Source organism: Winogradskya humida, from assembly GCF_016862215.1.
Taxonomy (GTDB): Bacteria; Actinomycetota; Actinomycetes; order Mycobacteriales; family Micromonosporaceae; genus Actinoplanes; species Actinoplanes humidus.
Genome location: NZ_BOMN01000064.1, coordinates 16,381 through 41,237 on the forward strand (window position 1 = coordinate 16,381; position 24,857 = coordinate 41,237).

Annotated in this window: 21 protein-coding genes; 15 read left to right on the top strand and 6 right to left on the bottom strand. The window is 68.9% G+C overall.

Annotated elements, in window-relative coordinates; genetic code table 11:
* The first annotated feature begins 25 nt into the window (after positions 1-25).
* The 6 genes from Ahu01nite_RS25095 (at position 26) to Ahu01nite_RS25120 (ending at position 4,785) form a co-directional block, all read left to right on the top strand.
* On the top strand, positions 26-424 hold the full coding sequence (locus Ahu01nite_RS25095) for a TOBE domain-containing protein (RefSeq protein ID WP_203839076.1): 399 nt from the start codon (positions 26-28) through the stop codon (positions 422-424).
* The gene (modA, locus tag Ahu01nite_RS25100; RefSeq protein ID WP_203839077.1) at positions 421-1,230 is read left to right on the top strand and encodes a molybdate ABC transporter substrate-binding protein; all 810 of its coding nucleotides are present in this window, start codon (positions 421-423) and stop codon (positions 1,228-1,230) included. Before Ahu01nite_RS25095 ends, modA begins: the two co-directional genes overlap by 4 nt.
* Complete coding sequence (gene modB / locus Ahu01nite_RS25105) at positions 1,227-2,018, top strand: molybdate ABC transporter permease subunit (protein WP_203839129.1); 792 nt, start codon at positions 1,227-1,229, stop codon at positions 2,016-2,018. The genes modA and modB overlap by 4 nt, the downstream gene beginning before the upstream one ends.
* Positions 2,015-3,049: an ABC transporter ATP-binding protein gene (locus Ahu01nite_RS25110; RefSeq protein WP_203839078.1), complete on the top strand. Its 1,035-nt coding sequence runs from the start codon at positions 2,015-2,017 to the stop codon at positions 3,047-3,049. The genes modB and Ahu01nite_RS25110 overlap by 4 nt, the downstream gene beginning before the upstream one ends.
* A 13-nt stretch (positions 3,050-3,062) precedes the next feature.
* Complete coding sequence (locus Ahu01nite_RS25115; protein WP_203839079.1) at positions 3,063-3,881, top strand: hypothetical protein; 819 nt, start codon at positions 3,063-3,065, stop codon at positions 3,879-3,881.
* 379 nt (positions 3,882-4,260) lie between these two features.
* Entirely contained in the window at positions 4,261-4,785 is a 525-nt protein-coding gene (locus tag Ahu01nite_RS25120) for a hypothetical protein (protein WP_203839080.1), read from the top strand.
* Between the two features lie 22 nt (positions 4,786-4,807).
* Here Ahu01nite_RS25120 and Ahu01nite_RS25125 read toward each other — a convergent pair whose 3' ends face one another.
* Complete coding sequence (locus tag Ahu01nite_RS25125; RefSeq protein ID WP_203839081.1) at positions 4,808-5,479, bottom strand: TetR/AcrR family transcriptional regulator; 672 nt, start codon at positions 5,477-5,479, stop codon at positions 4,808-4,810.
* 74 nt (positions 5,480-5,553) lie between these two features.
* Between Ahu01nite_RS25125 and Ahu01nite_RS25130 the strand changes: the two genes are divergently transcribed.
* Positions 5,554-6,651 carry an FAD-dependent oxidoreductase gene (locus tag Ahu01nite_RS25130; RefSeq protein ID WP_203839082.1) on the top strand — a complete coding sequence of 366 codons (1,098 nt, stop codon included), beginning with the start codon at positions 5,554-5,556 and terminating at the stop codon, positions 6,649-6,651.
* Here the strand turns inward: Ahu01nite_RS25130 and Ahu01nite_RS25135 are convergent.
* Complete coding sequence (locus Ahu01nite_RS25135; RefSeq protein ID WP_203839083.1) at positions 6,648-7,226, bottom strand: DUF1684 domain-containing protein; 579 nt, start codon at positions 7,224-7,226, stop codon at positions 6,648-6,650. The genes Ahu01nite_RS25130 and Ahu01nite_RS25135 overlap by 4 nt on opposite strands.
* Positions 7,227-7,352: 126 nt before the next feature.
* On the opposite strand from Ahu01nite_RS25135, the gene Ahu01nite_RS25140 reads away from it, so the two are divergent.
* The 4 genes from Ahu01nite_RS25140 (at position 7,353) to Ahu01nite_RS25155 (ending at position 12,978) form a co-directional block, all read left to right on the top strand.
* A complete protein-coding gene (locus Ahu01nite_RS25140) occupies positions 7,353-10,910 on the top strand; it encodes an alpha-L-rhamnosidase (protein ID WP_203839084.1) in 3,558 nt (1,185 codons plus the stop codon).
* A gap of 400 nt (positions 10,911-11,310) precedes the next feature.
* Entirely contained in the window at positions 11,311-11,589 is a 279-nt protein-coding gene (locus tag Ahu01nite_RS25145) for a YggT family protein (RefSeq protein WP_203839085.1), read from the top strand.
* Positions 11,590-11,619: 30 nt separating this feature from the next.
* Entirely contained in the window at positions 11,620-12,123 is a 504-nt protein-coding gene (locus tag Ahu01nite_RS25150) for a GNAT family N-acetyltransferase (protein WP_203839086.1), read from the top strand.
* Between the two features lie 54 nt (positions 12,124-12,177).
* Entirely contained in the window at positions 12,178-12,978 is an 801-nt protein-coding gene (locus Ahu01nite_RS25155; RefSeq protein ID WP_203839087.1) for an SAM-dependent methyltransferase, read from the top strand.
* 414 nt (positions 12,979-13,392) lie between these two features.
* On the opposite strand, the gene Ahu01nite_RS25160 is transcribed toward Ahu01nite_RS25155, so the two are convergent.
* The 4 genes from Ahu01nite_RS25160 to Ahu01nite_RS25175 are packed head-to-tail and all read right to left on the bottom strand — an operon-like array spanning position 13,393 to position 17,164.
* Positions 13,393-15,591 (bottom strand): FtsX-like permease family protein, encoded by a 2,199-nt coding sequence (locus tag Ahu01nite_RS25160; protein ID WP_203839088.1) that lies wholly within the window; start codon positions 15,589-15,591, stop codon positions 13,393-13,395.
* Positions 15,588-16,262: an ABC transporter ATP-binding protein gene (locus Ahu01nite_RS25165; protein WP_203839089.1), complete on the bottom strand. Its 675-nt coding sequence runs from the start codon at positions 16,260-16,262 to the stop codon at positions 15,588-15,590. Before Ahu01nite_RS25165 ends, Ahu01nite_RS25160 begins: the two co-directional genes overlap by 4 nt.
* Complete coding sequence (locus tag Ahu01nite_RS25170) at positions 16,259-16,783, bottom strand: PadR family transcriptional regulator (protein ID WP_203839090.1); 525 nt, start codon at positions 16,781-16,783, stop codon at positions 16,259-16,261. The genes Ahu01nite_RS25165 and Ahu01nite_RS25170 overlap by 4 nt, the downstream gene beginning before the upstream one ends.
* Positions 16,784-16,822: 39 nt before the next feature.
* Positions 16,823-17,164, bottom strand: a complete 342-nt coding sequence (locus Ahu01nite_RS25175; RefSeq protein ID WP_203839091.1) for an Atu4866 domain-containing protein — start codon at positions 17,162-17,164, stop codon at positions 16,823-16,825.
* A 73-nt stretch (positions 17,165-17,237) separates the two neighbouring features.
* On the opposite strand from Ahu01nite_RS25175, the gene Ahu01nite_RS25180 reads away from it, so the two are divergent.
* From Ahu01nite_RS25180 to Ahu01nite_RS25195, 4 genes are all read left to right on the top strand, one after another.
* The gene (locus Ahu01nite_RS25180) at positions 17,238-20,345 is read left to right on the top strand and encodes an NACHT domain-containing protein (protein ID WP_203839092.1); all 3,108 of its coding nucleotides are present in this window, start codon (positions 17,238-17,240) and stop codon (positions 20,343-20,345) included.
* 87 nt (positions 20,346-20,432) lie between these two features.
* Positions 20,433-21,020, top strand: a complete 588-nt coding sequence (locus Ahu01nite_RS25185) for a TetR/AcrR family transcriptional regulator (protein WP_203839130.1) — start codon at positions 20,433-20,435, stop codon at positions 21,018-21,020.
* A 3-nt stretch (positions 21,021-21,023) separates the two neighbouring features.
* A complete protein-coding gene (locus Ahu01nite_RS25190) occupies positions 21,024-22,760 on the top strand; it encodes an ABC transporter ATP-binding protein (RefSeq protein WP_203839093.1) in 1,737 nt (578 codons plus the stop codon).
* A 139-nt stretch (positions 22,761-22,899) separates the two neighbouring features.
* Positions 22,900-24,810, top strand: coding sequence for an ABC transporter ATP-binding protein (locus Ahu01nite_RS25195; RefSeq protein WP_438874828.1), 1,911 nt, complete (start codon positions 22,900-22,902; stop codon positions 24,808-24,810).
* The last annotated feature ends 47 nt before the right edge of the window (positions 24,811-24,857 follow it).

Consider the following 24,857-nt stretch of genomic DNA (forward strand, 5'->3'; position numbering starts at 1 on the left):
ATCTGCGGCCCTTATGCTGACGATCGTGACGACATACCGCATCGGGGAGGCAGCCGAACTGCTCGGCGTCAGCGTGGACACGGTCCGCCGCTGGGCCGACGCCGGCCGCCTCGACTCCGTGCGCGACGAGCACGGGCACCGCAGCATCGCCGGCGCCGACCTGGCCGCGTTCGCCCGGTCGCTGGCCGACGAGCCCGACTCGTCCAGCCGGCGCTCGTCGGCGCGCAACCGGATGCGGGGCATCGTCACCGCCATCACCCGCGACGCGGTGATGGCACAGGTCGACATCCAGGCCGGCCCGTTCCGGGTGGTGTCGCTGATGAGCCGTGAAGCGGTGGACGACCTCGGTCTCGAGGTCGGCTCGGTGGCAGTGGCAGTTATCAAGTCCACGACGGTGCTCGTGGAACGAGGGGACGACAGATGAAGAAGACCTTCCTGACTGCGGTGGCCCTGGCCGCCGTCCTGGTGACGACCGGTTGCTCCAGCGGCTCCGATGACGAATCGGCCGCTCCGGCCTCCACCGGCAGCGCAGCGGCCGGTGCCGGTGCCGCGACGACCGGGAAGGTGACGGTGCTCGCCGCCGCGTCGCTGACCGAGTCGTTCGACAAGATCGGCACGCTCTTCGAGCAGCTGAACCCGAGTGCCGAGGTCACGTTCTCCTACGGCGGCAGCTCCGGGCTCGCCACGCAGATCACCTCCGGCGCGCCCGCGGACGTGTTCGCCTCCGCCAGCCCCGCCACGATGAAGACCGTCACCGACGCCGGCGACACCAGCGGCGAGCCGGTCACTTTCGTGAAAAACCAGCTCGTGATCGCCGTACCCAAGGGCAACCCGAAGGGCATCACCTCGCTGGCCGCCCTCGCCAAGCCGGAGTTCAAGGTGGCGCTCTGCGCCGAGGCGGTGCCCTGTGGCGCCGCCGCCAAGAAGGCGCTCGCCGCGGGCGGCGTCACGGTCAAGCCGGTCACGCTGGAGCAGGACGTCAAGTCCGCGCTGGCGAAGGTGAAGCTGGGCGAGGTCGACGCCGCGCTGGTCTACCGCACGGACGCCAAGGCGGCCACGGCCGATGTGGACGGCGTGGAGTTCCCCGAGTCCGCGCAGGCCATCAACGACTACCCGATCGTCGCGCTGAAGGACGCCACCAACCCGTCGGGCGCCAGCGCGTTCGTCGCGTTCGTCCAGACCCCGCAGGCCCAGCAGGTGCTGGCCGACGCGGGGTTCCAGAAGCCCTGAGCACGCCGCACCGCCGGGTACCGCTGGCCCTGGCGATCCCCGCGATCGCCGGGCTGGCGTTTCTCGTGCTGCCCCTGGCCGGCCTGCTGATCCGGGCACCCTGGACGACGCTGCCCGAGCGGCTGACCGAGCCCGGCATCCTGGCCGCGCTGCGGTTGTCGCTGCTCACGGCGACACTGGCGACGATCGTGTGCCTGATTCTGGGCGTGCCGCTCGCCTGGTTGCTGGCCCGGACCACGTTCCCGGGCCGCAGGTTCGTCCGGGCGCTGGTCACCGTGCCGCTGGTCCTTCCGCCGGTCGTCGGTGGCGTCGCGCTGCTGCTGGTCTTCGGCCGCCGCGGGCTGGTCGGCGAATGGCTCGACACGACGTTCGGCTTCACCCTGCCGTTCACCACGACCGGCGTGGTGGTCGCCGAGGCGTTCGTGGCCATGCCGTTCCTGGTCATCAGCGTCGAGGGGGCCCTGCGCGGCGCTGACTCCCGCTACGAGGAGGCGGCGGCGACGCTCGGCGCGAGCCGCTGGACGGCGTTCCGCCGGGTCACCCTGCCGCTGATCGCCCCGGGGGTCGCAGCGGGTGCGGTGCTCTGCTGGGCGCGGGCACTCGGCGAATTCGGGGCGACGATCACCTTCGCGGGCAACTTCCCGGGGCGTACGCAGACCATGCCGCTCGCCGTCTATCTCGCGCTGGAGCAGGATCTGGACGCGGCGATCGTACTGAGCCTGGTCCTGCTCGTGGTCTCGGTCGTCATCCTGGCAACGCTGCGGGATAAATGGGTCGGTGTCACATGAGCCTCGACGCGCACCTGGTGGTCAAGCGCGACGGCTTCACGCTGGACGCCACGCTCACCGCCGGCCCGGGCGAGGTCGTGGCGCTGCTCGGCCCCAACGGCGCCGGCAAATCAACCGCCCTGCGCGCCCTGGCCGGCCTGATCGGGCTCGACGACGGCCACATCACCCTCGACGGCCGCCGCATCGAACGCGACGCCCCCGAGCACCGCCACATCGGCGTGGTCTTCCAGGACTACCTGCTCTTCCCTCACCTGTCCGCGCTGGACAACGTCGCCTTCGGCCCCCGCTGCCGCGGCGTCTCCAAAACCGAGTCACGGGTCCAGGCCACCGACCTGCTCACCCGGGTCGGTCTTTCCGATCATGTACGCAAGAAGCCCCGCGAGCTCTCCGGCGGACAGGCCCAACGAGTCGCCCTGGCCCGAGCGCTCGCCACGGACCCGAAGCTCCTGCTGCTCGACGAACCCCTCGCGGCCCTCGACGCCCGCACCCGCCTCGACACCCGCGCCCACCTCCGCGGCCACCTCGGCGCCCACAACGGCCCCACGGTCCTGGTCACCCACGACCCGCTCGACGCGATGATGCTCGCCGACCGTCTGGTCATCCTCGAGGACGGCCGCGTGGTCCAGACCGGCGACGCGGCAACGATCACTTCCCAGCCCCGCACCGACTACGTGGCCCGGCTCGTCGGCCTCAACCTCTACCGCGGCCACGCCTCGGAAGGCACGGTCCGGGTCGCCGGCGACTTCACCCTGACCGTGGCCGACGCCTTCACCGGAGATGCTTTCGTGGCGTTCCCGCCCTCGGCGGTCGCGCTCTACAACGTCCGCCCGGAAGGCAGCCCCCGCAACACCTGGCCGGCCACGGTCACCGCCGTCTCCCGCCAGGGCGACGCGCTGCGCATCGAGCTGACCGGCCCGATCCAGGTGGCCGCCGACGTCACCTCGGCCGCGGCGGTCCAGCTAGGACTCGAACCCGGCCGCGAGGTCTGGGCCAGCCTCAAAGCCACCGAAGCCACGGCCTACCCCGCCTGACTACGATCACCCGGTGCTCCCCACCATCCCAGCGCTCGAACCGTACGCCCGGACGACGGTCAGATTGAACCCCCGGCCCGGCCACCCGGTGGCGGACCAGAGCTCGATGGGCGGCCCCCTGCTCTGGCCCGCCGACGAACCCTGGCCGGCCTGCGACGGACCGCTCGGCGAAGACCACTACGACAACTCGCCGGGCGAAGCGGAGGCGCCACTCGTGCCGGTGCTGCAGCTCCTGGCCGGCGACGTTCCCGAGCTGCCGTTCCCGGACGGCACCGACGTCCTGCAGGTGCTGTGGTGCCCCTTCGACCACGACCCGTTCAGCTCTCCCCGCCCGGAGGTCCGATGGCGCCGGTCGGCCGACGTCGGGCCCCGGCTGCTCTCCATACCGGCACCGGACCAGGAATCCTCGCCGGAGTTCGTCCCCTCGCCATGCGTCCTGAGCCCCGAGCGGGTGACCGAATATCCCACCTTCGACCTGCCACGCGACGTCTGGCTACAGATCCGCGACGAGATCGAGCAGGTCAAGCAGGACACCGGCTGGGAATACGAATCCGAACTGGCCGTCGCCCCGGGCACCAAGGCCGGCGGCTATCCCGGCTGGACCCAGTCGCCCGACTGGCCCGACTGCTCCTGCGGCGCCCCCATGGAGCACCTCCTGACAGTGACCGGCTGGGAATTCGACCGTGACGACAACAAGCGCTGGACCAACGGCCGTCCCGAAAGCGAGCAGAACCCGGCCGGGCTGATGCTGGGCGACGCGGGCGGCATCTATCTCTTCGTCTGCACCCGCTGCGACGACCGCCCGGTGGACTACCGCTTCGACTGCTCCTGACGCCCGTCGATGCGAACCATGAGAGTCCATCCGGACACCGGACAACGCCGACGTCGTGGCTATGAGTGGCCGGCTTGGACCGCTCGCCGGGCGGCTACCACCATGGGGTCAGCCGAGGGTTCTCCGCACTGGGCCGCGGGACCTGGCCGCGGGACCTGGCCACGGGCAGAAGTTGCGCTGAAATCCGCATTGGCGCAACCTCGTGCGGCGTCAAGTGTCAAACGCGGGCCAATCACGTCTGGCCGATAGACATAGGTTCTGCCGTCAGACACGATCGACCGGACTTGACGAACAGCACCGCACAAAGTTGTCGCAACTCGTCTCCCAGCGCAACATTCGGCCCTGCGGCCCCACGGCTCTGCGGCCTACGATCTGCGCCATGACCGACCTGCTGGAGACGATCAGGGCTACACCGTGGCTGGCGGAGGTGCTGACCGACCAGTTCGGGTTCGACCTGGCTCGGACCGATCCGATGGAGGACGTGCACCTGCCCGGCGGCGGGACGTTGACACCGATCGCGGGGGATGACGCCGGCGGGACGTTCATGCTGGCCGCGGGTGGGGCGGTTGTCTATGCGGGCGCGTATGGCGAGGGTGGGCTGATCGCGTCGACCCTGCGGGAGTCGCTGGGGTTGATCGTCGGGTTGCCGTCCTTGCAGGACGCGCTGGCGCGGCCGCTCGGGGACGGGATGCGGGCCTGGCTGGAGGAGTGCGACGAGGAGATCCGGCGTGAGTGGGACACGCGGGGCGATGGCTGGTTGCCGCTGGATGAGGCGCGGGCGCGGGTGCGGAAGGCGCTGGACCTGCCCGAGGCGGATGGGCTGCTGGCCGGATTCCACGCCGCGATGACAGATGGGGCATACCGGCCGGTCAGCGAGCATGGGGCGTACCGCCCGATGCGGTGACGCCGGCCTCGAGAAGTCGGCCTCAGGAAGTGGCCGATGCCTGGATGCCGGCCAGGAGGAGGTCGATGCCGGCGAGGAACTGGGCTCGGTCGTCGTGGTCGCGGAGTTGGGGGGCGATGCTGCGGATGAAGGAGAAGTGGGTGGGGTCGAGGTCTGTCCACATGGCTGAGACACCTTCGAGGACGGCGGTGCGGTTGGTGCCCGGTTCGGCTGACTGGGCGAGGGCGGCGTTCTGGTTGGCGACGCCGAGGATGTAGCTCAGCAGCGCTGAGGCCGTGTTGAACTGGGCGGCGGCGGGGACGCCGAGGGCTTGGACCTGCAGGCCGATGCTTTCGAAGATTTTCAGCGTGGTCGGCTGGGATGCGGTGCGGGAGAGCTGCGCGCCGGCCCACGGGTGGTCGTCGATCGAGTCGAACACGCGTAGCGCGAGTGCCCGGATGGCGTCTCCGGGGTCGGGCGGGGCAGCCGCCGCCGGACCGGCGAGGACCGCGTCGGTGGCCGCGGCGACGATGTCGGCCTTGCTCGACATGTGCCAGTAGATCGCGCCGAGACCCGTGGTGAAGTGCGCGGCCAGGGCGCGAACGGTCAGACCGTTCTCGCCGCGGGCGTCGAGGATCTCGATGGCGGCGGCGATGATTCGCTCCCGGGAGAGGGCGTCTTCGCGCCGTTCTGTGTTCTTCGTCTTAGCCGCCATGCCACCATCTTGACATAACTGGATCAGCGTTCCAAGCTAGCTATGGAACAGCGATCCATAGAAGGAGAAATGCCATGATCACCATCGTCGGCGCCGGCCTCGGCGGACTCACGCTCGCCCGCGTTCTGCACCTGCACAACATCCCGGTGACCCTCTACGAGGGCGATGCCTCGGCGGCGGCGCGCACCCAGGGCGGGCAGCTCGACATCCACGAGCAGAACGGGCAGCTCGCGCTCAAGGCGGCCGGGCTGTTCGAGGAGTTCCGCAAGCACATCCACGAGGGCGGCGAGGCCATGCGGATCCTCGGCCCGGACGGGTCGACGCTGTTCGACGAGCCCGATGACGGCTCCGGTCACCGGCCCGAGATCCTGCGCGGCGACCTGCGGCAGCTCCTGATCGACTCCCTGCCGGAGGGCACGATCAAATGGGGGCACAAGGTCACGGCGATCCAGGCGATCGGCGCCGGGCGGCACGAGCTGACGTTCGCCGACGGGACGACCGCGATCACCGAGCTGCTGGTCGGGGCGGACGGCGCGTGGTCACGCGTGCGTCCCCTGCTGTCCGAGGCGCAGCCGGAATACGTCGGCACCTCGTTCGTCGAGACGTACCTCTACGACGCCGACGAGCGGCACGCCGCGAGTGCGAAGGCCGTCGGCACCGGCGCGATGATGGCGACCGTCCCCGGCAAGGGGATCCAGGCGCACCGCGAGGCCAACGGCGTCCTGCACACCTACGTGTCGCTCACCCGGCCACAGGAGTGGTTCGACGCTGCCCCTGTCACGGCCGCGCGGGTCGCCGCGGAGTTCGAGGGCTGGGCGCCGGAGCTCACCGCGCTCATCACCGACGGTGAGACGCCGCCCGTCCTGCGCCCGCTGCACACCCTGCCGATGGAGCACCGGTGGGAGCGGGTGCCGGGCGTGACCCTGCTCGGCGACGCCGCGCACCTGCAGGTCCCGAACGGCGAGGGCGCCAACCTGGCGATGTACGACGGCGCCGAGCTGGGCAGGGCCATCGCCGCCCACCCCGGCGACGTCGAGGCCGCGCTCACGGAATACGAGGCCGGGCTCTTCCCCCGCAGCGCCGCGGAGTCCGCCGAAGCCGCCCGCGACTTCGAGCGCTTCTTCGGTCCCGACACCCCGCAGAGCGTCCTGGACCTGTTCAAGAGCGCCTAGTGATACTTCAGCTCGCCGGCTCGGATGGCCACCTCGAGGGTGTTCTCGGGTGGGGCGAGCGGGCAGAGCCACGCGTCGTCGTACGCGCAGCTGGGGTTGTAGAGGTAGTTGAAGTCGAGGCGGGCCCGGGTCGGGGTGAGCATCTCCACGCCCCGGCCATGGGTGCCCTTCACCGTGTCGGTCAGGTAGCGGCCGCCGCCGTAGGTCTCGGGGCCGCTGGTCGCGTCGCGGACCGGCAGGAACAGGCCGCCGCCGTACGACTGGAGCCACCACAGTGACAGCTCGCCCCACGGGGTGTCGAGGATGCCGGCGCGGGTGTAGTGGCAGACGCCGTCGGGGCCGCCGGTGTCGATGTCGATGCTGCCCGGGGCTTCGCGCAGGTCTGCCTCGGCCACGAATTCGTCGTTCGGCGGGTAGTACTTCAAACCGTCGAACGGGGCGCCTCGCGGGATCGCCGATTGCGGGTGGTTCGCGAAGAGTTTGTCCCGCTGGGCGCGGAAATCGGCGAGGTCGATCGCGGTCAGATAGTTGCGGGCCACCGCTGCGCGGTAGTCGGCGAGTTCGAGTGCCTGCACGACCCCACGGTAGCCCGCGCTCTTGAGCGAAGACCCTCCTTTGACATACGCTCGAAACGTCATCGTATTGAAACGTTTAAATACATGACTCTGCACAGCGCCTTCTCAACCACCGAGGAGAACCGCATGGCAAGAACCGTCCGGATGCTCGCCGCCACCGTCCTGGCCGCGATCGTCGCCACTCCCCTCCCCGCCTTCGCGTCGCCGGCTTCGGCGGCCCCGGAGAGCGCTCTTCGGACCGCTCACTGGATCTGGTTCCCCGAATCAGGTCAGCCGGGTACGCGCTATCTCCAGCGCACCTTCACCGCACCTCAGCAGAGCACCACGGCAGAACTCGACATCACCGGCGACGACACCGTCGACGTGTGGCTCAACGGGACGTGGCTCGCGGGCTCACCGCGTACCCAGAGCTCCTGGAAGACCGCACTGCACGTCGACCTGGCCGCAGCCCTGAAACCCGGACCGAACACCCTGCTGGTCGCCGCCCGCAATGCCGCAGGTGATGCCGGCGTCCTCGGCCACCTCCGGGTTGCCGGACCGGGCAGCGTGCTCGACCTGGTCACCGACGGTTCGTGGCAGGCCTCGAATTCCGTGCCGCAGGCGTGGGTCCCGGCCAAGGACCTCGGTTTGTACGGCAAGAAGCCGTGGGGGCGCAACGTCAGCCTCGCCCGGACCGCGGCTCTCGCGCCGACCCTCGTCGGCGGCCTCACCACCGAGCGCCAGACCAACCCGCTGGGCATCGCCGCGGCGAAACCCCGCTTCGGCTGGAAGCTGCTGTCCGCGGCGAAAGGCCAGCTCCAGGGCCGCTACCAGGTGGTTGTCGGCACGAAACCAGGCGCGAAAGACGTCTGGGACAGCGGTCAGGTCGCCTCGCAGCAATCCGTGGACATCGCGTACGCCGGGCCCGCACTGGCGAAGGACCGCACGTACTACTGGCGGGTGCGCGTCTGGGATGCTCAGGGCCGCGCGAGCGCGTGGAGCAGCAACGCGCGTTTCGACACCGCACTGGCGGCGTGGTCGGCCGACTTCATCGGGGACCCCGGCACGGCGAACCTCACCGGCGCCAACTGGATCTGGTATCCCGAAGGTGACCCCGCCACCAGCGCACCGGCCGCCACCCGCTACTTCCGGCGCACGTTCGACCTGACGGAGGTCAAGCGCAGCACGCTCGTGGTGACCGGCGACGACACCGCGGACGTCTGGGTCAACGGCGTCCAGGTCACCACGTCGCGCCGGGTCACCGACTCGTGGAAACGGGCGACCACCATCGACGTGACCGCGCAGCTGCGTACCGGTAGCAACACCGTCGCGATCGCCGCCACCAACACCACCGAGGGCCCGGCAGGTCTGCTGGCCAAGCTCGAGTCGATCAGTACGGATGCCAGCTGGAAAGCCGCGCAGACCGCCCCGGACGGCTGGCAGCAGAACGGCTTCGACGACAGCGCCTGGCCCGCAGCGTCGGTCCTCGCCGCGAACCCCGGCGGCCCGTGGGGCGACCAGGTCACGGTACCCAACCCGGCGCCGCGGCTCGCGAAGACGTTCACGGTCGCCAAGAAGGTCACCCGCGCGCGGCTTTTCGCCACGGCGCTGGGTCTGCACGAGACGTACCTCAACGGCGCGAAGGTCACCCAGGAGCGGCTCGCCCCCGGCTGGACCGATTACAACAAGCGCCTGCAGTACCGCGAGTACGACGTGACGGCCGCGCTCAAGCAGGGTTCCAACGAGCTGTCCGCGCTGGTCGGCAACGGCTGGTACGCGGGCAACATCGGCTTCGCGGGGACCCACGTCTACGGCGCTTCGCCGTGGTATTCCGCTCAGCTGAGTGTCGAGTATGCGGACGGGTCGCGCGCTGATGTGCGTACCGACGGATCATGGTCCTCGACCGCGAGCACCATCGTGGCCGACGATCTCTATCACGGTGAGGATCAGGACGCCCGCATCGCGGGTGGTCAGGGCAGGGCCGTGACCGTACGCACGGCAGCCCAGCCGAACCTCGTCCCCCAGGTCGACCCGGGCGTCACCGTGCAGCAGGAACTGCGCCCGGTCGCCCTGACCCAGCCGAAGCCGGGCGTGTGGATCGCCGACCTCGGCCAGAACTTCACCGGCTGGAACCGGCTGAAGGTCGACGGCCCGGCCGGCACCCGCGTGACCCTGCGCCACGGCGAGATCCTCAACGCCGACGGCACGCTCTACACGACCAACCTCCGCGCGGCCCAGGCCACCGACACGTTCACGCTCAAGGGCGGCGGAATTGAAACGTTCGAGCCGCATTTCACCGTCCACGGCTACCGCTACGTCGAGCTGACCGGATTCCCCGGGGCGCCCACCGCGGACAGCATCACCGGCCTCGCCGCCTGGACCGACGGCGCGGAAACCGGCGACTTCGAGACCAGCGACCCGCTCGTGAACCAGCTGCAGAGCAACATCCTGTGGGGCGCGCGCTCCAACATGCTGTCGATCCCGACCGACTGCCCGCAACGCGACGAGCGGCTCGGCTGGACCGGCGACATCGCGGCGTTCGGCGCCACGTCCACGTTCAACTTCGACACCCACGGGCTGCTCACCAAGTTCGTCGACGACCTGGTGGACGCGCAGCACAGCGACGGCTCGTTCACCGACGTCGCACCCGACGTGCTGGGCGGCTCGGGCAAGGCCGGCTGGGGTGACGCGGGCGTCGTGGTGCCGTACGTCATCTGGCAGCGCTACGGCGACCTGTCCGCCGCCGACAAGCACTTCGATGCCCTCGCCAAGTGGGTCGAGTATCTGCGCAGCACCTCGGGCGCGGACCTCATCCGCAACCACGAGACCTTCGGCGACTGGCTCAACGTCGACGACAACACCGCCAACGACCTGACCAGCACCGCGTTCTTCGGCTGGTCGACACGGCTCGTGGCCCGGATGGCCGCGGCAACCGGCCGCACCGCCGACGCCGCCCGCTTCAATGCGCTCGCTGACCAGATCGGGGCAGCGTTCACGGCGAAGTTCGTCACCGCGGACGGCACCGTCGGCAGCAACAGCCAGACCGGCTACGTGCTCGCCCTCGCCTTCGGGCTCGTCCCGCCGGACCGGCAGCAGGCGGTCGCCGACAAACTCGCCGCGAAGGTGGCCTCCCGCAACGGGCACCTCTCGGTCGGCTTCATGGGTGTCGAGAACCTGCTCCCGGTCCTCGCCGACCACGGCCACCTCGACACGGCGTACCAGATCCTGCAGCAGCCGGACTACCCCGGCTGGGGCTACATGAACTCCCGCGGCGCCACCACCATCTGGGAACGCTGGGACGGCATCCGCCCCGACGGCGCCCTGCAGGACCCCGGCATGAACTCCTTCAACCACTACGGCCTCGGCTCGGTCGGCGACTGGCTCTACCGCACGGTCGGCGGCATCGCCCCGGCCACCCCGGGATACCAGCAGCTCACCCTCGCACCCAGGCCCGGCGGCTCGCTCACGCACGCGACGACTTCGTTGACCACGTCGTACGGCCAGACGCGTACACAATGGAGTCGTAGCGGCACGGTGTTGACGCTCAAGGTCACCGTCCCGCCGAACACCACGGCAACCGTCCAGGTCCCGGCCACGTCAGCGGCCGCGGTCACCGCCCCGCCCGAAGCGGTCGCCCAGGGCTACAGCTCCGGCACGGCGTCCTACTCCCTCGGCTCCGGCACCTACACCTTCACCGCCTCCTGACGAGTGTGGCCCGCGTGCTCCCGCACGCGGGCCACTACCGTCCTTGCTTGCGCCAGCTTCGAGGGCTGGAGAAGGCCGACTTCGAGCGGAACCGACCCGGGTGGTCGCGGTGCCGTCGCCGGCGTCCGCAGCAGCAGCCCGGGTATCTCGGAGCGACCAGCCGGCCCTCCCGGTTGGCGGCACCGGGCGCCAGGATCGTAGGAACCTCGATGGCCCGCTTCCAGAGCCACGCGTGATCGAGCGCGAAGCTGAGCTGCGACGTCATGCGACCAGACTTCCATCAATGCCGATCCCCGCGCCACCGTTATTTTTGGGGCTGGCTGTATACAACAGGTTCTCAGCCACTTCACAACATCTCGACGCATAGTGGGGAGGTAGTTACGGCTCTCTGGAGGAAATTGTGGGTCCCCTGCTTGCTCTGATCAGCTTTGTGTTGCTGCTGGTGCAGTTGCTGCTGGTCGTTCGCGCGATCCTGGACTGGAGCGTGACGCTGGCGGGCCCGAGCATGCCGGGCTCGTTCCGCTCGCGGCTGACCCGTGGGGTCTATGCGGTGACCGAGCCCATTCTGGCCCCCGTTCGCCGGGTGATTCCCCCGCTGCGCGCCGGCGGTGTCGCGATCGACCTGTCGTTCATCGTGGTGTTCCTGGCGATCGTGCTGATCCGGTCGTTCATTCTCTGAAAGCTCTGACGATGTTCTATTGTCCCGCGAATGCCTGACGTACGGATTGTCCAGCTGCCGGTTGATACCTTCGACGCCCTGAGCCGGGGTGACCTGGCCGGGGCGAACGAGACCAGTCCGGTGCCGCTGAGCGAATACCTGGCGAGCACGGCCAACGCGAGCACCTGGGCGCGGCGTTACCGCCAGGTGCTCGCCGAGCCGGCGGACGGCGCGTGGGTCACCGGTGCGATCTGGGACATGGAGGAACAGATCACCGTGGGTCGCGCGGGTTTTCACTCCGCGCCTGTCGACGGGACCCTGGAGATCGGATACGCCGTCGACCCCGCCTTCCGTCGCCGGGGGTATGCCCGCGCGGCCTTGAAGGAGCTGCTCGAACGGGCAGCTCAGGAGCCCGGCGTACGCACGGTCCGGCTCACCATCGCGCCTGACAACGTAGCGTCGATGTCCCTGGCCGGGCAGTTCCCGTTCCGGACGGTCGGCGAGCAGTGGGACGATGAGGACGGTCTTGAGATAATCCTGGAAATGGATGTGTGAGGATGTCGCACTAAGATCGTTCGTGGACGGTCGTCGTCCAGGGGTGGGGGAAACGTGAGCAGCGCCGCGGACCGCTTTGACACGACCATTGCCCACCCCGCCCGGCGTTACAACTACTGGCTGGGTGGCAAGGACAACTTCGCCGCCGACCGGGCCTCCGGGGACGCGATCGAGGCGGCCATGCCGAGCATCCGGCTGATGGCGATCGAGAACAGGATGTTCCTGGGCCGGGCCGTGGAATACCTCGCCGGCCAGGGCGTGCGGCAGTTCCTGGACATCGGCACCGGCATCCCGGCGCCGGGCAACACCCACGAGGTCGCCCAGGCGATCCAGCCGTCGACCCGCACGGTCTACGTCGACAACGACCCGATCGTGCTCACCCACGCCCGCGCGCTGATCACGAGCGGTCCGGAGGGCTCGATCAGCTACCTCGACGCCGACCTGCGCGAGCCCGGCCAGATCCTCGGTCACCCGGAGCTGGCCGCGACGCTGGACTTCACCCAGCCGATCGCGTTGCTGCTGGTCGCCGTCCTGCACTTCATCCGAGACGACGAGGACCCGCAGGGCATCATCGACAAGCTGGTCGGCGCGCTGCCACCGGGCAGTTACGTGGTCGCCTCGCACGCCACCTGGGAATACCAGTCCGCGAAGGCGATCGCCGAGCTCACCGCGAACAACCCGGACGGCCGGTTCGTCCCGCGCACCGGCGACCGGCTCCGCGAGCTGATGCACGGGCTCGACTTCCTCGACCCGGGCCTGGTATCGGTGTCCCGCTGGCGCGCGGACGGGGAACCCCAGCCCCGCCCGCGCATCGAAGACGTCTCCTGCAACGGCGTCGTCGCCCGCAAGCACTAGTGTCCCTGAGTCGGTAGTTGCTTGTCAGTTCGGTCCGGGTGGATCACCCTTCCCAGAGCCGATGCCGATGGCGTTCTGACACACACCGGCCGCGACCGAGTTGTTGCAGTCCATGCCACGAGGCTGAATGTTGCGCTGGACACCGAGATGCAAAAACTATCTGCGGTGTTGCTCCTCAAAACCGGCCAATCACGTCTGACAGAACAACATATGTATCCCGGCCAGACCTAATCGGCCCACACTTGACACCCAAAGCCGCAGAAGATTGCGGCATAGCCGGTTTCACCGCAACTTCGTGCCTCGGGGCCGAATCCTGCCGCCCGCGCCACCTACCGCAAATGGATCGAAGACTCAGGACACAAGTGCGCATCTGAGGGATCACGACGGCCTGCGCCGGGATCCCTCAGATGCGCTCTAGTCGTTACGCGCTGCCTCAGGCCCGGTGATCCGGCGGAGCAGGGGCAGCGTCGAGGCGATCACGGCCAGGGACAGCAGCACGCCGAGGATCACGGTGACGTAGAAGGTGACGCCGGGGGACCGCAGCGGCAGGTGCATCTGGGCGGTCAGGAACAGGTGCGCGCAGAGCAGTCCCGCACCCACGGCGACCAGCGCCGCCGCCAGCAGTGGGGTCGCGCTTTCCAGGGCCACGACCCGGCGCAGCATGCCGAGCGGGACCCCGGTCAGCCGCAGGACGCTGAACGGCCGGCGGCGCTCGGCCAGGCTGCCCGCGACGTTCACCGCGAGGCTCAGCCCGGCGAGCACGAGCGACGCCAGCACCACCACATTGGCCAGCCGCTTCCAGCCGTCAAGAACGCGGGTCGTGTCCGCCTGCCAATCGGCGTCGGTGATGGGACCCCACCGCAACGGGTACGCGTTCCCGAGAACCGTCCGCGCCCGTTCCACCGACGCCGTCGTGCCGTCGGTGCCGACGATCAGTGACGTCGCCTGCATGGCCGCGAGCTGCTCCGGCGTGTAGTCGGCGGTCGGCCACGCGGTCCGCCACTCCGCGGGCCATGGGTCCTCCATCGCCCGCGCGTCCGTCATCACCCAGGCTGTCTTCGCACCGGGTTTGCAGGGTGTGAGGCCCGGCACCCGCGCGAGCTCGGCGCAGGACGCGAGCGACTCCAGGGTGAACCCGCCGGGTCCCTCCGCCTTGGCGCCTTCCGGTGCCGTCCGCACCACCGCCGCCGTGCCGGGGAGACCGGCCGGGATGACCGTGCCGGTCGGGGCGTGCTCGCGGTCCCGGAAGAGCAGGGCCATCAGCTCGGTGCTGCCCGGGCTGTCGCCGGGGTGATCCGCGTCAGCAGCGACCGTCCCCATCACGCCTACCGCCACGCTCGTCACGAACAGCGCGAGCACGAGACCGCTCACCGCGCGAAAGCCGGCCGCCGGGTTGTCGGCGAGGCGCCGCGCGGCGATCAGGGCGGCCGGGCGGCGGGCCCGCGAGGCGAGCAACCGGGCCGCGGCCATGGTCAGCCACGGTCCCGCGACCACTAGCCCGATCATCACGATCAGGATGCCCGGGACGAACGCCAGCACCTGACCGTTCGACGTCTCCGGCCGCCGGCCGATGAAGAACGCAAGCTCGGCGAGGCCGAGAACAAGCGGGATCAGCCGGTACGCCCGCGGCGGCCTGGGCGTGCCACGCCGGGTCACCCCCAAAGGCGATATGTGTACGCGTCTCAGCGCGAACCTCGCCGCCAGCGCGGACGCCACGGGCACGCCCACCGCCACCCCGAGCACACCCCACCAACCCGGTGACAGGTCGGACGGGAACATGGGCGACCCGCTGAACGGGATCGCGGCCAGCCGGTCGCGTACCAGATAGAAGATCACGAAGCCGGCGGCGGTCCCGGCGAGCGACGACACCGTGGCCTCGACCGCCGAGACGATCGCGACCTGGCGCGGGGTGGCACCGACCAGCCGCATCGCCGCGAATCGCTGCTCGCGTCGCGCCGCCGCGAGCCGGGTGGCCGAGCCGACCAGGATGAGCAGCGGGAAGATCAGGGCGAGCGCGACGACGGACAGGATCAGGAGGAGCCCGTTCGCCGGGATGCCCGCATAACAGCCGGACGGGCAGTCCCGGGGCCCGATGTCCGGGAACGAGGCGACCCGGACGGCACCGTCGCGCTGCGCGAGCTCTTCCGGCGTGTGCCCGACGACGGCGATGAGGGAATCCGGTGCGGGCAGTGCGGCGTCCCCGATCGTGCCGGCCGGCCGGTCCGCGAGACGGTCCTTCAACTGCGCGTCCGGCGCGGAAGCGAGCAGGTCCTGCAGGGCGGGCGAGGCGAAGAACTCCCCCGGCCCCGGCAGCCGGGGCAGGCCCGGTGGCACGGGTGCGCCGGGTCCGGCGGCGGCGATATCGATTCGGGCCAGCGTGCTCTGCGCGTACATATCGATGTGGAGATCCCACCAGAGCGGGCCGTCGGCGGCAGGTGTCATGTCCGCGTTGGCCCAGTCGAAGCGGTCACTCTGCTTGACCACACCGGACATCCCGCCGACAGCCGTGAGCAGCATGGCCACCCCGAGCGCCACAGCGACCGCGATGAGCGTGAGCCGCAGCGCAGCCTCGCGCCCACCGGCCAGCGTGAGCCGCAGCCCGAACCGGATCATGTCGAGGCCGCCAGGCTGTGCACCCGGCCGTCACGCACCACGACTTCACTGTCCGCGTACGCCGCGACGCGCGGCTCGTGGGTGACCACGACAACCGTCGTCCCCTCCGCCCGCGCTGAGGTCACCAGCAGCTCCATGACCTGCTCGCCGGTGAGCGAGTCGAGCGACCCGGTCGGCTCGTCCGCGAACAGCACCCGCGGTTTGGCGACCAACCCCCGTGCCAGCGCGACGCGCTGAGCCTGGCCGCCGGAGAGCTCCCCCGAACGCCGTCCCCCGAGCCCGTCGAGCCCGAGCCGCGGAAACCACTCCCGCGCCTCCCGCACAGCCGCCGCCCTGCGCACCCCGCCGAGCAGCAACGGCAGCGCGACGTTCTCCTCCGCGGTCAGCTCCGGCACCAACTGCCCGAACTGGAACACGAACCCGAACTGATCCCGCCGCAGCGCACTACGCTCGTTCTCCCCCATCGCATCGAGCCGCCGCCCGGCAAAACTGACCACCCCCGAATCCGGCACCAGAATCCCCGCCAGACAATGCAGCAAGGTGGACTTCCCGGACCCGCTCGGCCCCATGATCGCCAGCACATCCCCCTCGCCGACCTCCAGATCGGCTCCCCGCAGGGCAGGCGTGCTCCCGAACGACAGCGTCACATCCTCCGCGCTGAGCAGGCTCACTTCCGGACCTCCTCGGCCAGCGCATCCAGCCGCGACGAGGTCAGCTCGATCCACCGCAGATCGGCCTCCAGATGAAACAGCCCATGATCCGCAAGCAGCGCATCAACCAGCGCCCCCGACCGCTTGACCTCGGTCAACTCCCGCATCCGCTGCAGATGCGCCGCCCGCTGCCGATCCAGATATTCCGCTGCCGGCCGCTCCAGCATCAGCGCCAGTGTCACCTTGGCGAACAGCACGGTCTGCAGATGCGGCTCCGGCTCCACCGGCTGCACCAGCCAGGCATCAACCTCCGTCGCCCCCGCATCGGTGATCACATACTGCTTCCGATCGGGCCCATCCCCCGGCCCCACCTCACTGACCACCACTTTCCCGTCCCGAGTCAGCCGAGCCAGCGTCGAATACACCTGTCCGAAGGAAAGCGGCTTACCCCGACCGAAAATCGCGTCGTAGTCCCGCTTGAGGTCATAACCATGGCTGGGCTCCCGCTCGAGCAACCCCAGCAACGTCAGAGGCACCGTCATGCCAGGAACTATACTCTCGGCGTATACCCCGAGAGAATACTAAACCCGCCGGAACCTGAAATCAGCGTGCACCAAGACCCCTTCAACCACTTTTCCGTACGCCCAGAAGTCCAGGTCATCGTGATAGACCACGCTGTCCCCGGCGATCCAGAAATTCCCCCGGTACGCATGCTTCCGCCCGTTCCGCGTCTCGTCGTACCGCCCGTCCGGCCGCAGCTCCTGGACGACCCGCGCCCGCTCATCGACCCAGACCCCGACATGAGGGCTGTCGCACGGGGTGGCCGTCGGCTCCCCGTGCTGAAACAGCACATCCTTCGGCCACCAGACCTGCGACTCGAGCGCCCCGGCCCGGCCATCACCCAGCACAACAATCATGTCCATGCCCCCAGCCTGCGCACCCCGCGAGCCCTCAGCCAGGGTGCACCCCACCCACCTTCTGCCCTAACGTGTCGAGATGGCCGGCTCGCCGTACGCCCTAGCAACCGCCCGTGAAATCCTCCTCGGCAAACGCTCCCCCGCCATCAGAGTCCTGGACAAACTCCTGGGCCTGGGCATCCTGGCCGCCGGCCCGGTCGGCCTGGCCACGGGGCAACCCTGGCTGCTCGCCGCGTGGGGCTGGGTCGACCAGAAGAACGAACTGATCGCGCGGCTGGATGACCTGGTCACGGCCGGCCGTACCAAACTCCGCAAGGCCACCGGCACCCAACGCCACGAGGTCCTGGCCGCCACCCACACGGTCCTGGTCCTGGGCTCCTTCTTCGCCGCACTCCGCGAAATCGGCAGCCCCGCCTACGACAAGCTGTCCCTCACCGACGCCGACCACGACGTCATCGTCAAGGACCTGCGGACCGTGTCGGAAGCCGTGACGACGGTGGAGATCAGCCTGCCGTGGGCCGGCCAGGGGTTTGCCGCCAACCTGGACAGTTCGATCGGTCCTGATCTCCGCCTGCTCGCTGTGGCAGCACTTCGTTTCTTCGAAGGTTTCGCCGCGTGGACGGCAACCTTCGGCGGGCATTCCGACCCGGAGGTGATGGTCGGCCAGATCGTCGAACGGGCCATCGATCGGTACACGGCAGAATACTTCGCGCTCGCGGCGGAGGTGCCGGAGTATTCGATCTGGACAGTGATGGGCGAGCACTCGGCTACCCAGAGGTCGCTCGGCCGACTGGAGGATCTGGTCGGCACCCTCACCCCACCGCCGAAGACCCGGGCCGACGCTGCCAGGACGGCCGTCGCAGCGCTCAACCGCAGCGTGCTGAGCCAGCCGGTTCTCGATCTCGACGATACGGCGCGGATCACCGAGGTGCGCACGCCGTCTGTCGAGGACGGCTACGTCGAACCCCACTTTCGCTGGGCGGTGGTCGACAGTTCATCACAGCCGGCCCACGAGGAATGGTGGAAGCAACAGGAGCCCGGCGACGACCTCTCAGAATTTCTGGCACGGCATTTCACGTCACCGAAGGCCGCGACCGCGCCGCTGGTCATTCTCGGCCACCCCGGTGCGGGCAAGAGTCTGCTCACCAAGGTCTGCGCTGCCCGGCTGTCGGCCACAAAAGCCTTCACCACCGTACGAATCCCGTTGCGCGACGTTCCGGATCCCTCGGCGAGCGTCTACCGGCAGATCGAGGACGTCCTGCGGGAATCGTCGCACGGACACGCGGAGTGGCGGCAGCTCTGCGAATCCAGCGAGAAGCTCACCCGCGTCGTGCTCATCGACGGCCTGGACGAACTCATGCAGGCAACCGGCGCCACCGAGTCCCGCTACCTGCGCAACGTCATGGACTTCCAGCGCACAGAAGCGGTGACAGGCGGGCCGGTCGCGGTCGTCGTGACGTCGCGCACCGTCGTCGCGGACCTGGCGGCCATCCCCGACGGCTGCGTGGTCGTCAAGCTGGAAGAGTTCACCGACGCTCAGGTCAAGGCATGGACCGGAACCTGGACCGGGGCCAATGCCGCGGGAATCCGGTCGGGCTCAGTCCGCCGCATCGAAGCGGACCAGCTTCTCGGCTATGCCGACCTGGCACGCCAGCCGCTGCTGCTCCTGCTACTGGCGCTCATTCTCTCGGAGCGGGACCTGCCGCCGCACGAAAGCTCCGCCGATCTCTACCGCATCCTGCTCGACGACTTCATCGGCCGGGAACTCAACCGCCCCGACAGCGAGGCAAGCGGACTCACCGACGACGAACGCCGCGAGGCAGAGCTGTGGAAACTCGGCCTGGTCGCGTTCGGCGCATTCAACCGCGGCCGTCAGTACCTGAACGAACGTGACCTCACCGCCGACCTCCGCGCACTTCCGGCGCCGCACAGCGGCCCTTCCTCCGACCGCCGTGACGTCGGCAGGGAGCTGGACCCGGCAAGCCGCGTGGTGGGCCGGTTCTTCTTCGTGCACTCCGCCGAGGCGGAATCCGGCCGGGGCGGCCGTAGCTACGAGTTTCTGCACGCAACGTTTGCTGACTACCTGATCGCCCACCACACCGCGGCACTGCTCCGGGACGCGGCGGCGGCCCGAAGCCTCCGAGCCGCATCCCAGAGCTGGGACGACGACCTGCTCTTCGCCGTGCTCTCACATCGTGCTCTTGGAGTAACCGGATCCTTCACCATCAAGTTCTTCGCCGAACTGGTCGGTGACGACTCCGACATTGCCGGAATACTGCAACACATCACCCACACTGCCCCGGACCGCTGGGGTCGTGGGCGGCATGGCGGCTACGACCCTTCCGGCAGGACCGTGGTCCAGCGCACGGCGGCCTACACCGCGAACATCACAATGCTGCGGGTCTCCATCGCCGCGGGGCCACTGCCAATCGCCCAGCTGTGCCCACCCCGTGCCCAGATCCTGGACTGGTGGCCCGCCCAGGTCCGACTCTGGGACGCGGGGCTTCCAAGGCCTGAGCTGCAATCGGTGATGGGTGTTCTCAGCCTCGCGGACGGCATCGAACTGGCGCTGGTCAACAACGAGTATCCGTCGTTCTACTACCAAGACGTCCAGGAGAGTTTGGGTCTCGATCGGTACCGGGCTTTCGGCCTGGCCGTCGGCCAAGGTCTTCAACTCAACTTGAAAGACGACCATTACCTTCGGATCAGCCCGCCCTACGCGGCGGCAGTGACCTCTCTTGCCGTCGCTCTGCGAACCCGGTTGAGGGGACCGGAGACGCTCTCGGCATTCCGAACCGTGCGGCGCGCCGGAGCCGGCCTCCTCCTCCTCAAAATCGCCGTCCTGGCCGGTTGTACCGATGATCTGGAACCTGAGGTGGTGAGCGAAGTTCTCGAGGAGGCCGACCAGAGCGGTGTCGCGATCCCTGCCCGCGACCTCATGCTGATCTGCGCGCCTCACGCCGGTTTCTGGGAGCGCTACTCCGAGCTGTCGAACGGCGCTCCCGCCGGCGACGAGGATCTGACCGTTGCCAAGTTCATCGACCTGGTCGGATCCGGGCCGTCCCGCAAGGAGATCGCTGACAGCCCCGAGGGAAAAGCACTGCTGGGGATGCCGCCTGAGCTTGCGCTGCGGTGTGTGGCGGCGCTCGCTGAGTCATACGACCGGAGGACCGCGCGGGAGGCATGACAAATGTCAGTGGCTGAGTGAGTGCTCGCTCATTAAGCTCGGCCTGTGGGTTCTTCTGAGCAGGTTCGGCGGCGGCGGGTGGCGCCGATGGCGGCTGAGGATCGGCGGGCGGCGCTGATCTCGGCGACTTTGCCTTTGCTGAGGGAGTTCGGGTTGGAGGTCAGCACTCGGCAGATCGCTGCGGCGGCGGGGGTGGCTGAGGGGACGATTTTCGGGGTTTATTCCGACAAGAATTCGCTGCTGGTCGACGTGCTCATGGACGCTCTGGACCCCGATACGACGCTGCGGGCGATCAGGGCGATCGACGCCGGCAAGACATTGCGGGTGCGGTTGGCTGAGGCTGCTGAGCTGGTCAATGAGCGTTTTACGCAGAATGCGCAGCTGATGACCGCGGCGCGGAAGCTGGTGTTCATGTCCGGTGCTCATCCGGAGGCTGCTGCCCGGATGGGTGCGTCGCGGGGGCAGTTGCAGGCTGCGCTCGCTGAGCTTGTTCTGCCTGACGCGGCTGTGCTGCGCCGGGCGCCCGATGCCGTTGCCGGGTTGTTTTTGCTCTTCTGCGGTGGCAATGCGTTCGGGCCGTTCGGGGATCCCGATCATTTTGACGGCGAGGAGCTGGTCTCGCTGCTCCTCGACGGTCTGCTCATCCGTCCGTCCATCGACCACGGGGGTGCCTGACAGGTGCTGATCCGACTGTTACGCGAGCGGCTCCGGCCGTACGGAAGATCGATCTTTCTGGTCGTGTTCTTCCAGTTCGTCGCCACGCTGGCGACTCTTTATCTGCCAACTCTCAACGCTGACATCATCGACAACGGTGTGGTGCCCGGCGACACGAATTACGTGATGATGGTCGGCGCCGAGATGCTCGGCATCACGCTGGTGCAGATTCTGGCGCAGATCACGGCCGTCTACTTCGGGGCGCGGACGGCCATGGCTGTCGGGCGGGATCTGCGGGGGGCTATTTTCTCGCAGGTCATGCGGTTCTCGACGCGGGAGGTCGGGCAGTTCGGGGCGCCTTCGCTGATCACCCGGACCACGAACGACGTCCAGCAGGTGCAGATGCTGGTGCTGATGACCTTCCTGTTAATGGTCTCCGCGCCGATCATGTGTGTGGGCGGCATCCTGCTCGCGCTGCACCAGGATGTGCCGCTGTCCGGGCTGCTGCTGGTGATTGTGCCGATTCTGCTCGTCGTGGTCGGGGTGCTCATCTCGATCATGCGGCCGCTGTTCCGGACGATGCAGGTGCGCATCGACAAGGTCAACCGGATCATGCGGGAGCAGATCACGGGCATCCGGGTGATCCGGGCGTTCGTGCGTGACGAGCGGGAGCAGGCCCGGTTCGGCGGGGCCAACACCGAGCTGACCGACGTGTCGCTGCGGGTCGGGCGGGTGATGGCGGCGATGTTCCCGACCGTCCTGCTCATCGTGAACCTCTCGAGCGTGGCCGTGCTGTGGTTCGGCGGCCATCGGATCGACGACGGGGCCATGCAGGTCGGGGCGCTGACCGCGTTCCTCAGTTATCTGATGCAGATCCTGATGGCGATCATGATGGCGACGTTCATGTTCGTCATGATCCCGCGGGCCGAGGTGTGTGCCGAGCGCATCGAGGAGGTGCTGGGGACCGCTCCGTCCGTACGCATCGCGGCGGAGCCGGTCACCGAGCTGGAGCGGCACGGCTTCCTGGAGCTGCGCGGGGTTGACTTCCACTACCCGGGTGCTGCGGCTCCCGTCCTCAGCGGCGTCGCCCTGACGGCGCGGCCCGGCGAGGTGACGGCGATCATCGGGAGTACGGGCGCCGGCAAGACCACGCTGCTCAATCTCGTGCCGCGGCTGTTCGACGCGACCGGGGGCGACGTGCTCGTCGACGGGGTGAACGTGCGGGAGCTGGCACCGGCACTGCTGTCGAAGGTCGTGGGGCTGGTGCCGCAGAAGCCGTACCTCTTCACCGGGGACGTGGCGTCGAACCTGCGTTACGGCAATCCGGACGCGACCGACGAGGAGCTGTGGGCGGCGCTGGACGTCGCGCAGGCCCGGGGTTTCGTCGAGCGGATGGAGGGCGGGCTGCACGCGCCGATCGCCCAGGGTGGCACGAACGTGTCGGGCGGTCAGCGGCAACGGCTCGCGATCGCGCGGGTGCTGGTGCAACGCCCGGAGATCTACCTGTTCGACGACTCGTTCTCAGCGCTGGACTACGCGACGGACGCCGCGCTGCGGGCCGCGCTGGCCGAGCAGACGGCCGACGCGACCGTGGTCATCGTGGCGCAGCGGGTCAGCACGATCCGCGACGCCGACCGCATCGTGGTGCTCGACGACGGCCAGGTGGTCGGCACCGGAACGCACGACGAGCTGATGGTCGACAACGAGACGTACAGAGAGATTGTGCTTTCTCAGCTCACTGAGCAGGAGGCGGCGGCATGACCGACTGCACCGAGCTTTCCTCACCGTTCCCGGCGTACTGCCGGGACAGCGAGGGCCAGAAGGGCATGTCAAAGGGAGGCTCAGCATGACCGGACCTCGTAGGCCCGCTGGGCCGCCGATGGGCGGGCCGGGGCGGATGATGGCGGCCAGCGGGCCGCCGGAGAAGCTGCAGGATTTCAAGGGTTCCACGCTGCGGCTGCTCAAGATGCTGCGCCCGCAGCGGATGCTGGTCGCTCTGGTGCTGGTGCTCGGCATCGCGAGCGTCGCCCTGTCGGTGACCGGGCCGAAGATCCTGGGCCGCGCGACCGACATCATCTTCGACGGCATCACCGGCAAGAATCTGGGCGAGGGGCTGCCCGCGGGGGTGACCAAGGAGCAGGTGATCGACCAGCTCCGGGCGCAGGGCGAGACCAACAAGGCCGACATGCTGGCGGGGATGGACGTCGTGCCGGGGCAGGGCATCGACTTCACCAGGCTCCAGCATGTGCTGCTCTGGGTGCTGGCGATCTACGTGCTGGCCTGGGTCTTCGGGGTGCTGCAGGGGCGGCTGACCGCCAGGGTCGTGCAGAACACCGTCTACCAGCTGCGCGAGCAGGTCGAGGAGAAGCTGTCGCGGCTGCCGCTGTCGTACTTCGATCAGCAGGCGCGGGGCGAGGTGCTCAGCCGCGCGACGAACGACACCGACAACATCGCGCAGACGTTGCAGCAGACGCTGGCGCAGCTCGTCACGGCGTTGCTGACCATCATCGGCGTACTCGTGGTGATGTTCTGGATCTCGCCGTTGCTCGCGCTCATCGCGCTGGTGACCGTGCCGCTGTCGTTCTGGGTGACCACGAGGATCGGCAAGCGCGCGCAGCCGCAGTTCGTCGCCCAGTGGGCCACCACCGGACGGCTCAACGGGCACATCGAGGAGATGTTCACCGGGCACGCGCTGGTCAAGGTGTTCGGCCGGGACAGCCAGGCGGTGGAGACCTTCGAGGAGCACAACGAGAAGTTGTACGCGTCGAGCTTCAAGGCGCAGTTCATCTCGGGGCTGATCCAGCCGGCCATGATGTTCATCGGCAACCTGAACTACGTGCTGGTAGCCGTCGTGGGCGGGCTGCGGGTGGCGTCCGGTTCGCTGTCGTTGGGTGACGTCCAGGCGTTCGTCCAGTACTCGCGGCAGTTCAGCCAGCCGCTGACCCAGGTCGCCAGCATGGCCAACCTGGTGCAGTCCGGGGTGGCGTCGGCGGAGCGGGTGTTCGCGCTGCTGGACGCCCCCGAGCAGAGCCCCGACCCGGTGTCCGCGGGGGTCCGCCCGATCGAGGGCCGGGTCGCGTTCGAGAACGTGTCGTTCCGCTACGTGCCGGACAAGCCGCTGATCGAGGGGCTGTCGTTCACGGCCGAGCCGGGCCAGACGGTCGCGATCGTCGGCCCGACCGGCGCGGGCAAGACCACGCTGGTGAACCTGCTGATGCGCTTCTACGACGTGTCGTCCGGGCGGATCACGCTGGACGGCGTGGACATCGCGTCGATGCCCCGCGCCGAGCTGCGGGAGCACATGGGCATGGTCCTGCAGGACACGTGGCTGTTCGGCGGCACGATCGCGGAGAACATCGCGTACGGCGCGGACGTCCCGACGCCGGATTCGGTCGCCGAGGCGGCGGAGGCCGCGCACGTGGACCGGTTCGTACGGTCGCTGCCGGACGGCATGGACACGATGATCGACGAGGAGGGCGGGAACGTCTCGGCCGGCGAGAAGCAGCTGATCACGATCGCCCGGGCGTTCCTCGCCGAGCCGAGCATCCTGATCCTGGACGAGGCCACGAGCTCGGTCGACACCCGCACCGAGGTGCTGATCCAGAAGGCGATGAACACGCTGCGCTCGGGGCGTACGTCGTTCGTGATCGCGCACCGGCTGTCGACGATCCGCGACGCCGACGTGATCCTGGTGATGGAGAACGGTGCGATCGTCGAGCAGGGCACGCACGACTCGCTGATCGCGGCCGACGGGGCGTACGCCCGGCTGTATTCGGCGCAGTTCGCGCAGGCCGCCGTCGAAGTGGAGTAAACGCGAAGTGGGGCGGCCCGTCAGGGCCGCCCCACTTTTTGAACCCG

Coding starts and splice junctions, on each gene's coding strand:
- modA (WP_203839077.1), top strand. CDS start 421: ATGAAGAAGACCTTCCTGACTGCGGTGGCCCTGGCCGCCGTCCTGGTG.
- Ahu01nite_RS25110 (WP_203839078.1), top strand. CDS start 2,015: ATGAGCCTCGACGCGCACCTGGTGGTCAAGCGCGACGGCTTCACGCTG.
- Ahu01nite_RS25120 (WP_203839080.1), top strand. CDS start 4,261: ATGACCGACCTGCTGGAGACGATCAGGGCTACACCGTGGCTGGCGGAG.
- Ahu01nite_RS25125 (WP_203839081.1), bottom strand. CDS start 5,479: ATGGCGGCTAAGACGAAGAACACAGAACGGCGCGAAGACGCCCTCTCC.
- Ahu01nite_RS25130 (WP_203839082.1), top strand. CDS start 5,554: ATGATCACCATCGTCGGCGCCGGCCTCGGCGGACTCACGCTCGCCCGC.
- Ahu01nite_RS25140 (WP_203839084.1), top strand. CDS start 7,353: ATGGCAAGAACCGTCCGGATGCTCGCCGCCACCGTCCTGGCCGCGATC.
- Ahu01nite_RS25150 (WP_203839086.1), top strand. CDS start 11,620: ATGCCTGACGTACGGATTGTCCAGCTGCCGGTTGATACCTTCGACGCC.
- Ahu01nite_RS25160 (WP_203839088.1), bottom strand. CDS start 15,591: ATGATCCGGTTCGGGCTGCGGCTCACGCTGGCCGGTGGGCGCGAGGCT.
- Ahu01nite_RS25170 (WP_203839090.1), bottom strand. CDS start 16,783: ATGACGGTGCCTCTGACGTTGCTGGGGTTGCTCGAGCGGGAGCCCAGC.
- Ahu01nite_RS25175 (WP_203839091.1), bottom strand. CDS start 17,164: ATGGACATGATTGTTGTGCTGGGTGATGGCCGGGCCGGGGCGCTCGAG.
- Ahu01nite_RS25180 (WP_203839092.1), top strand. CDS start 17,238: ATGGCCGGCTCGCCGTACGCCCTAGCAACCGCCCGTGAAATCCTCCTC.
- Ahu01nite_RS25185 (WP_203839130.1), top strand. CDS start 20,433: ATGGCGGCTGAGGATCGGCGGGCGGCGCTGATCTCGGCGACTTTGCCT.
- Ahu01nite_RS25195 (WP_438874828.1), top strand. CDS start 22,900: ATGGCGGCCAGCGGGCCGCCGGAGAAGCTGCAGGATTTCAAGGGTTCC.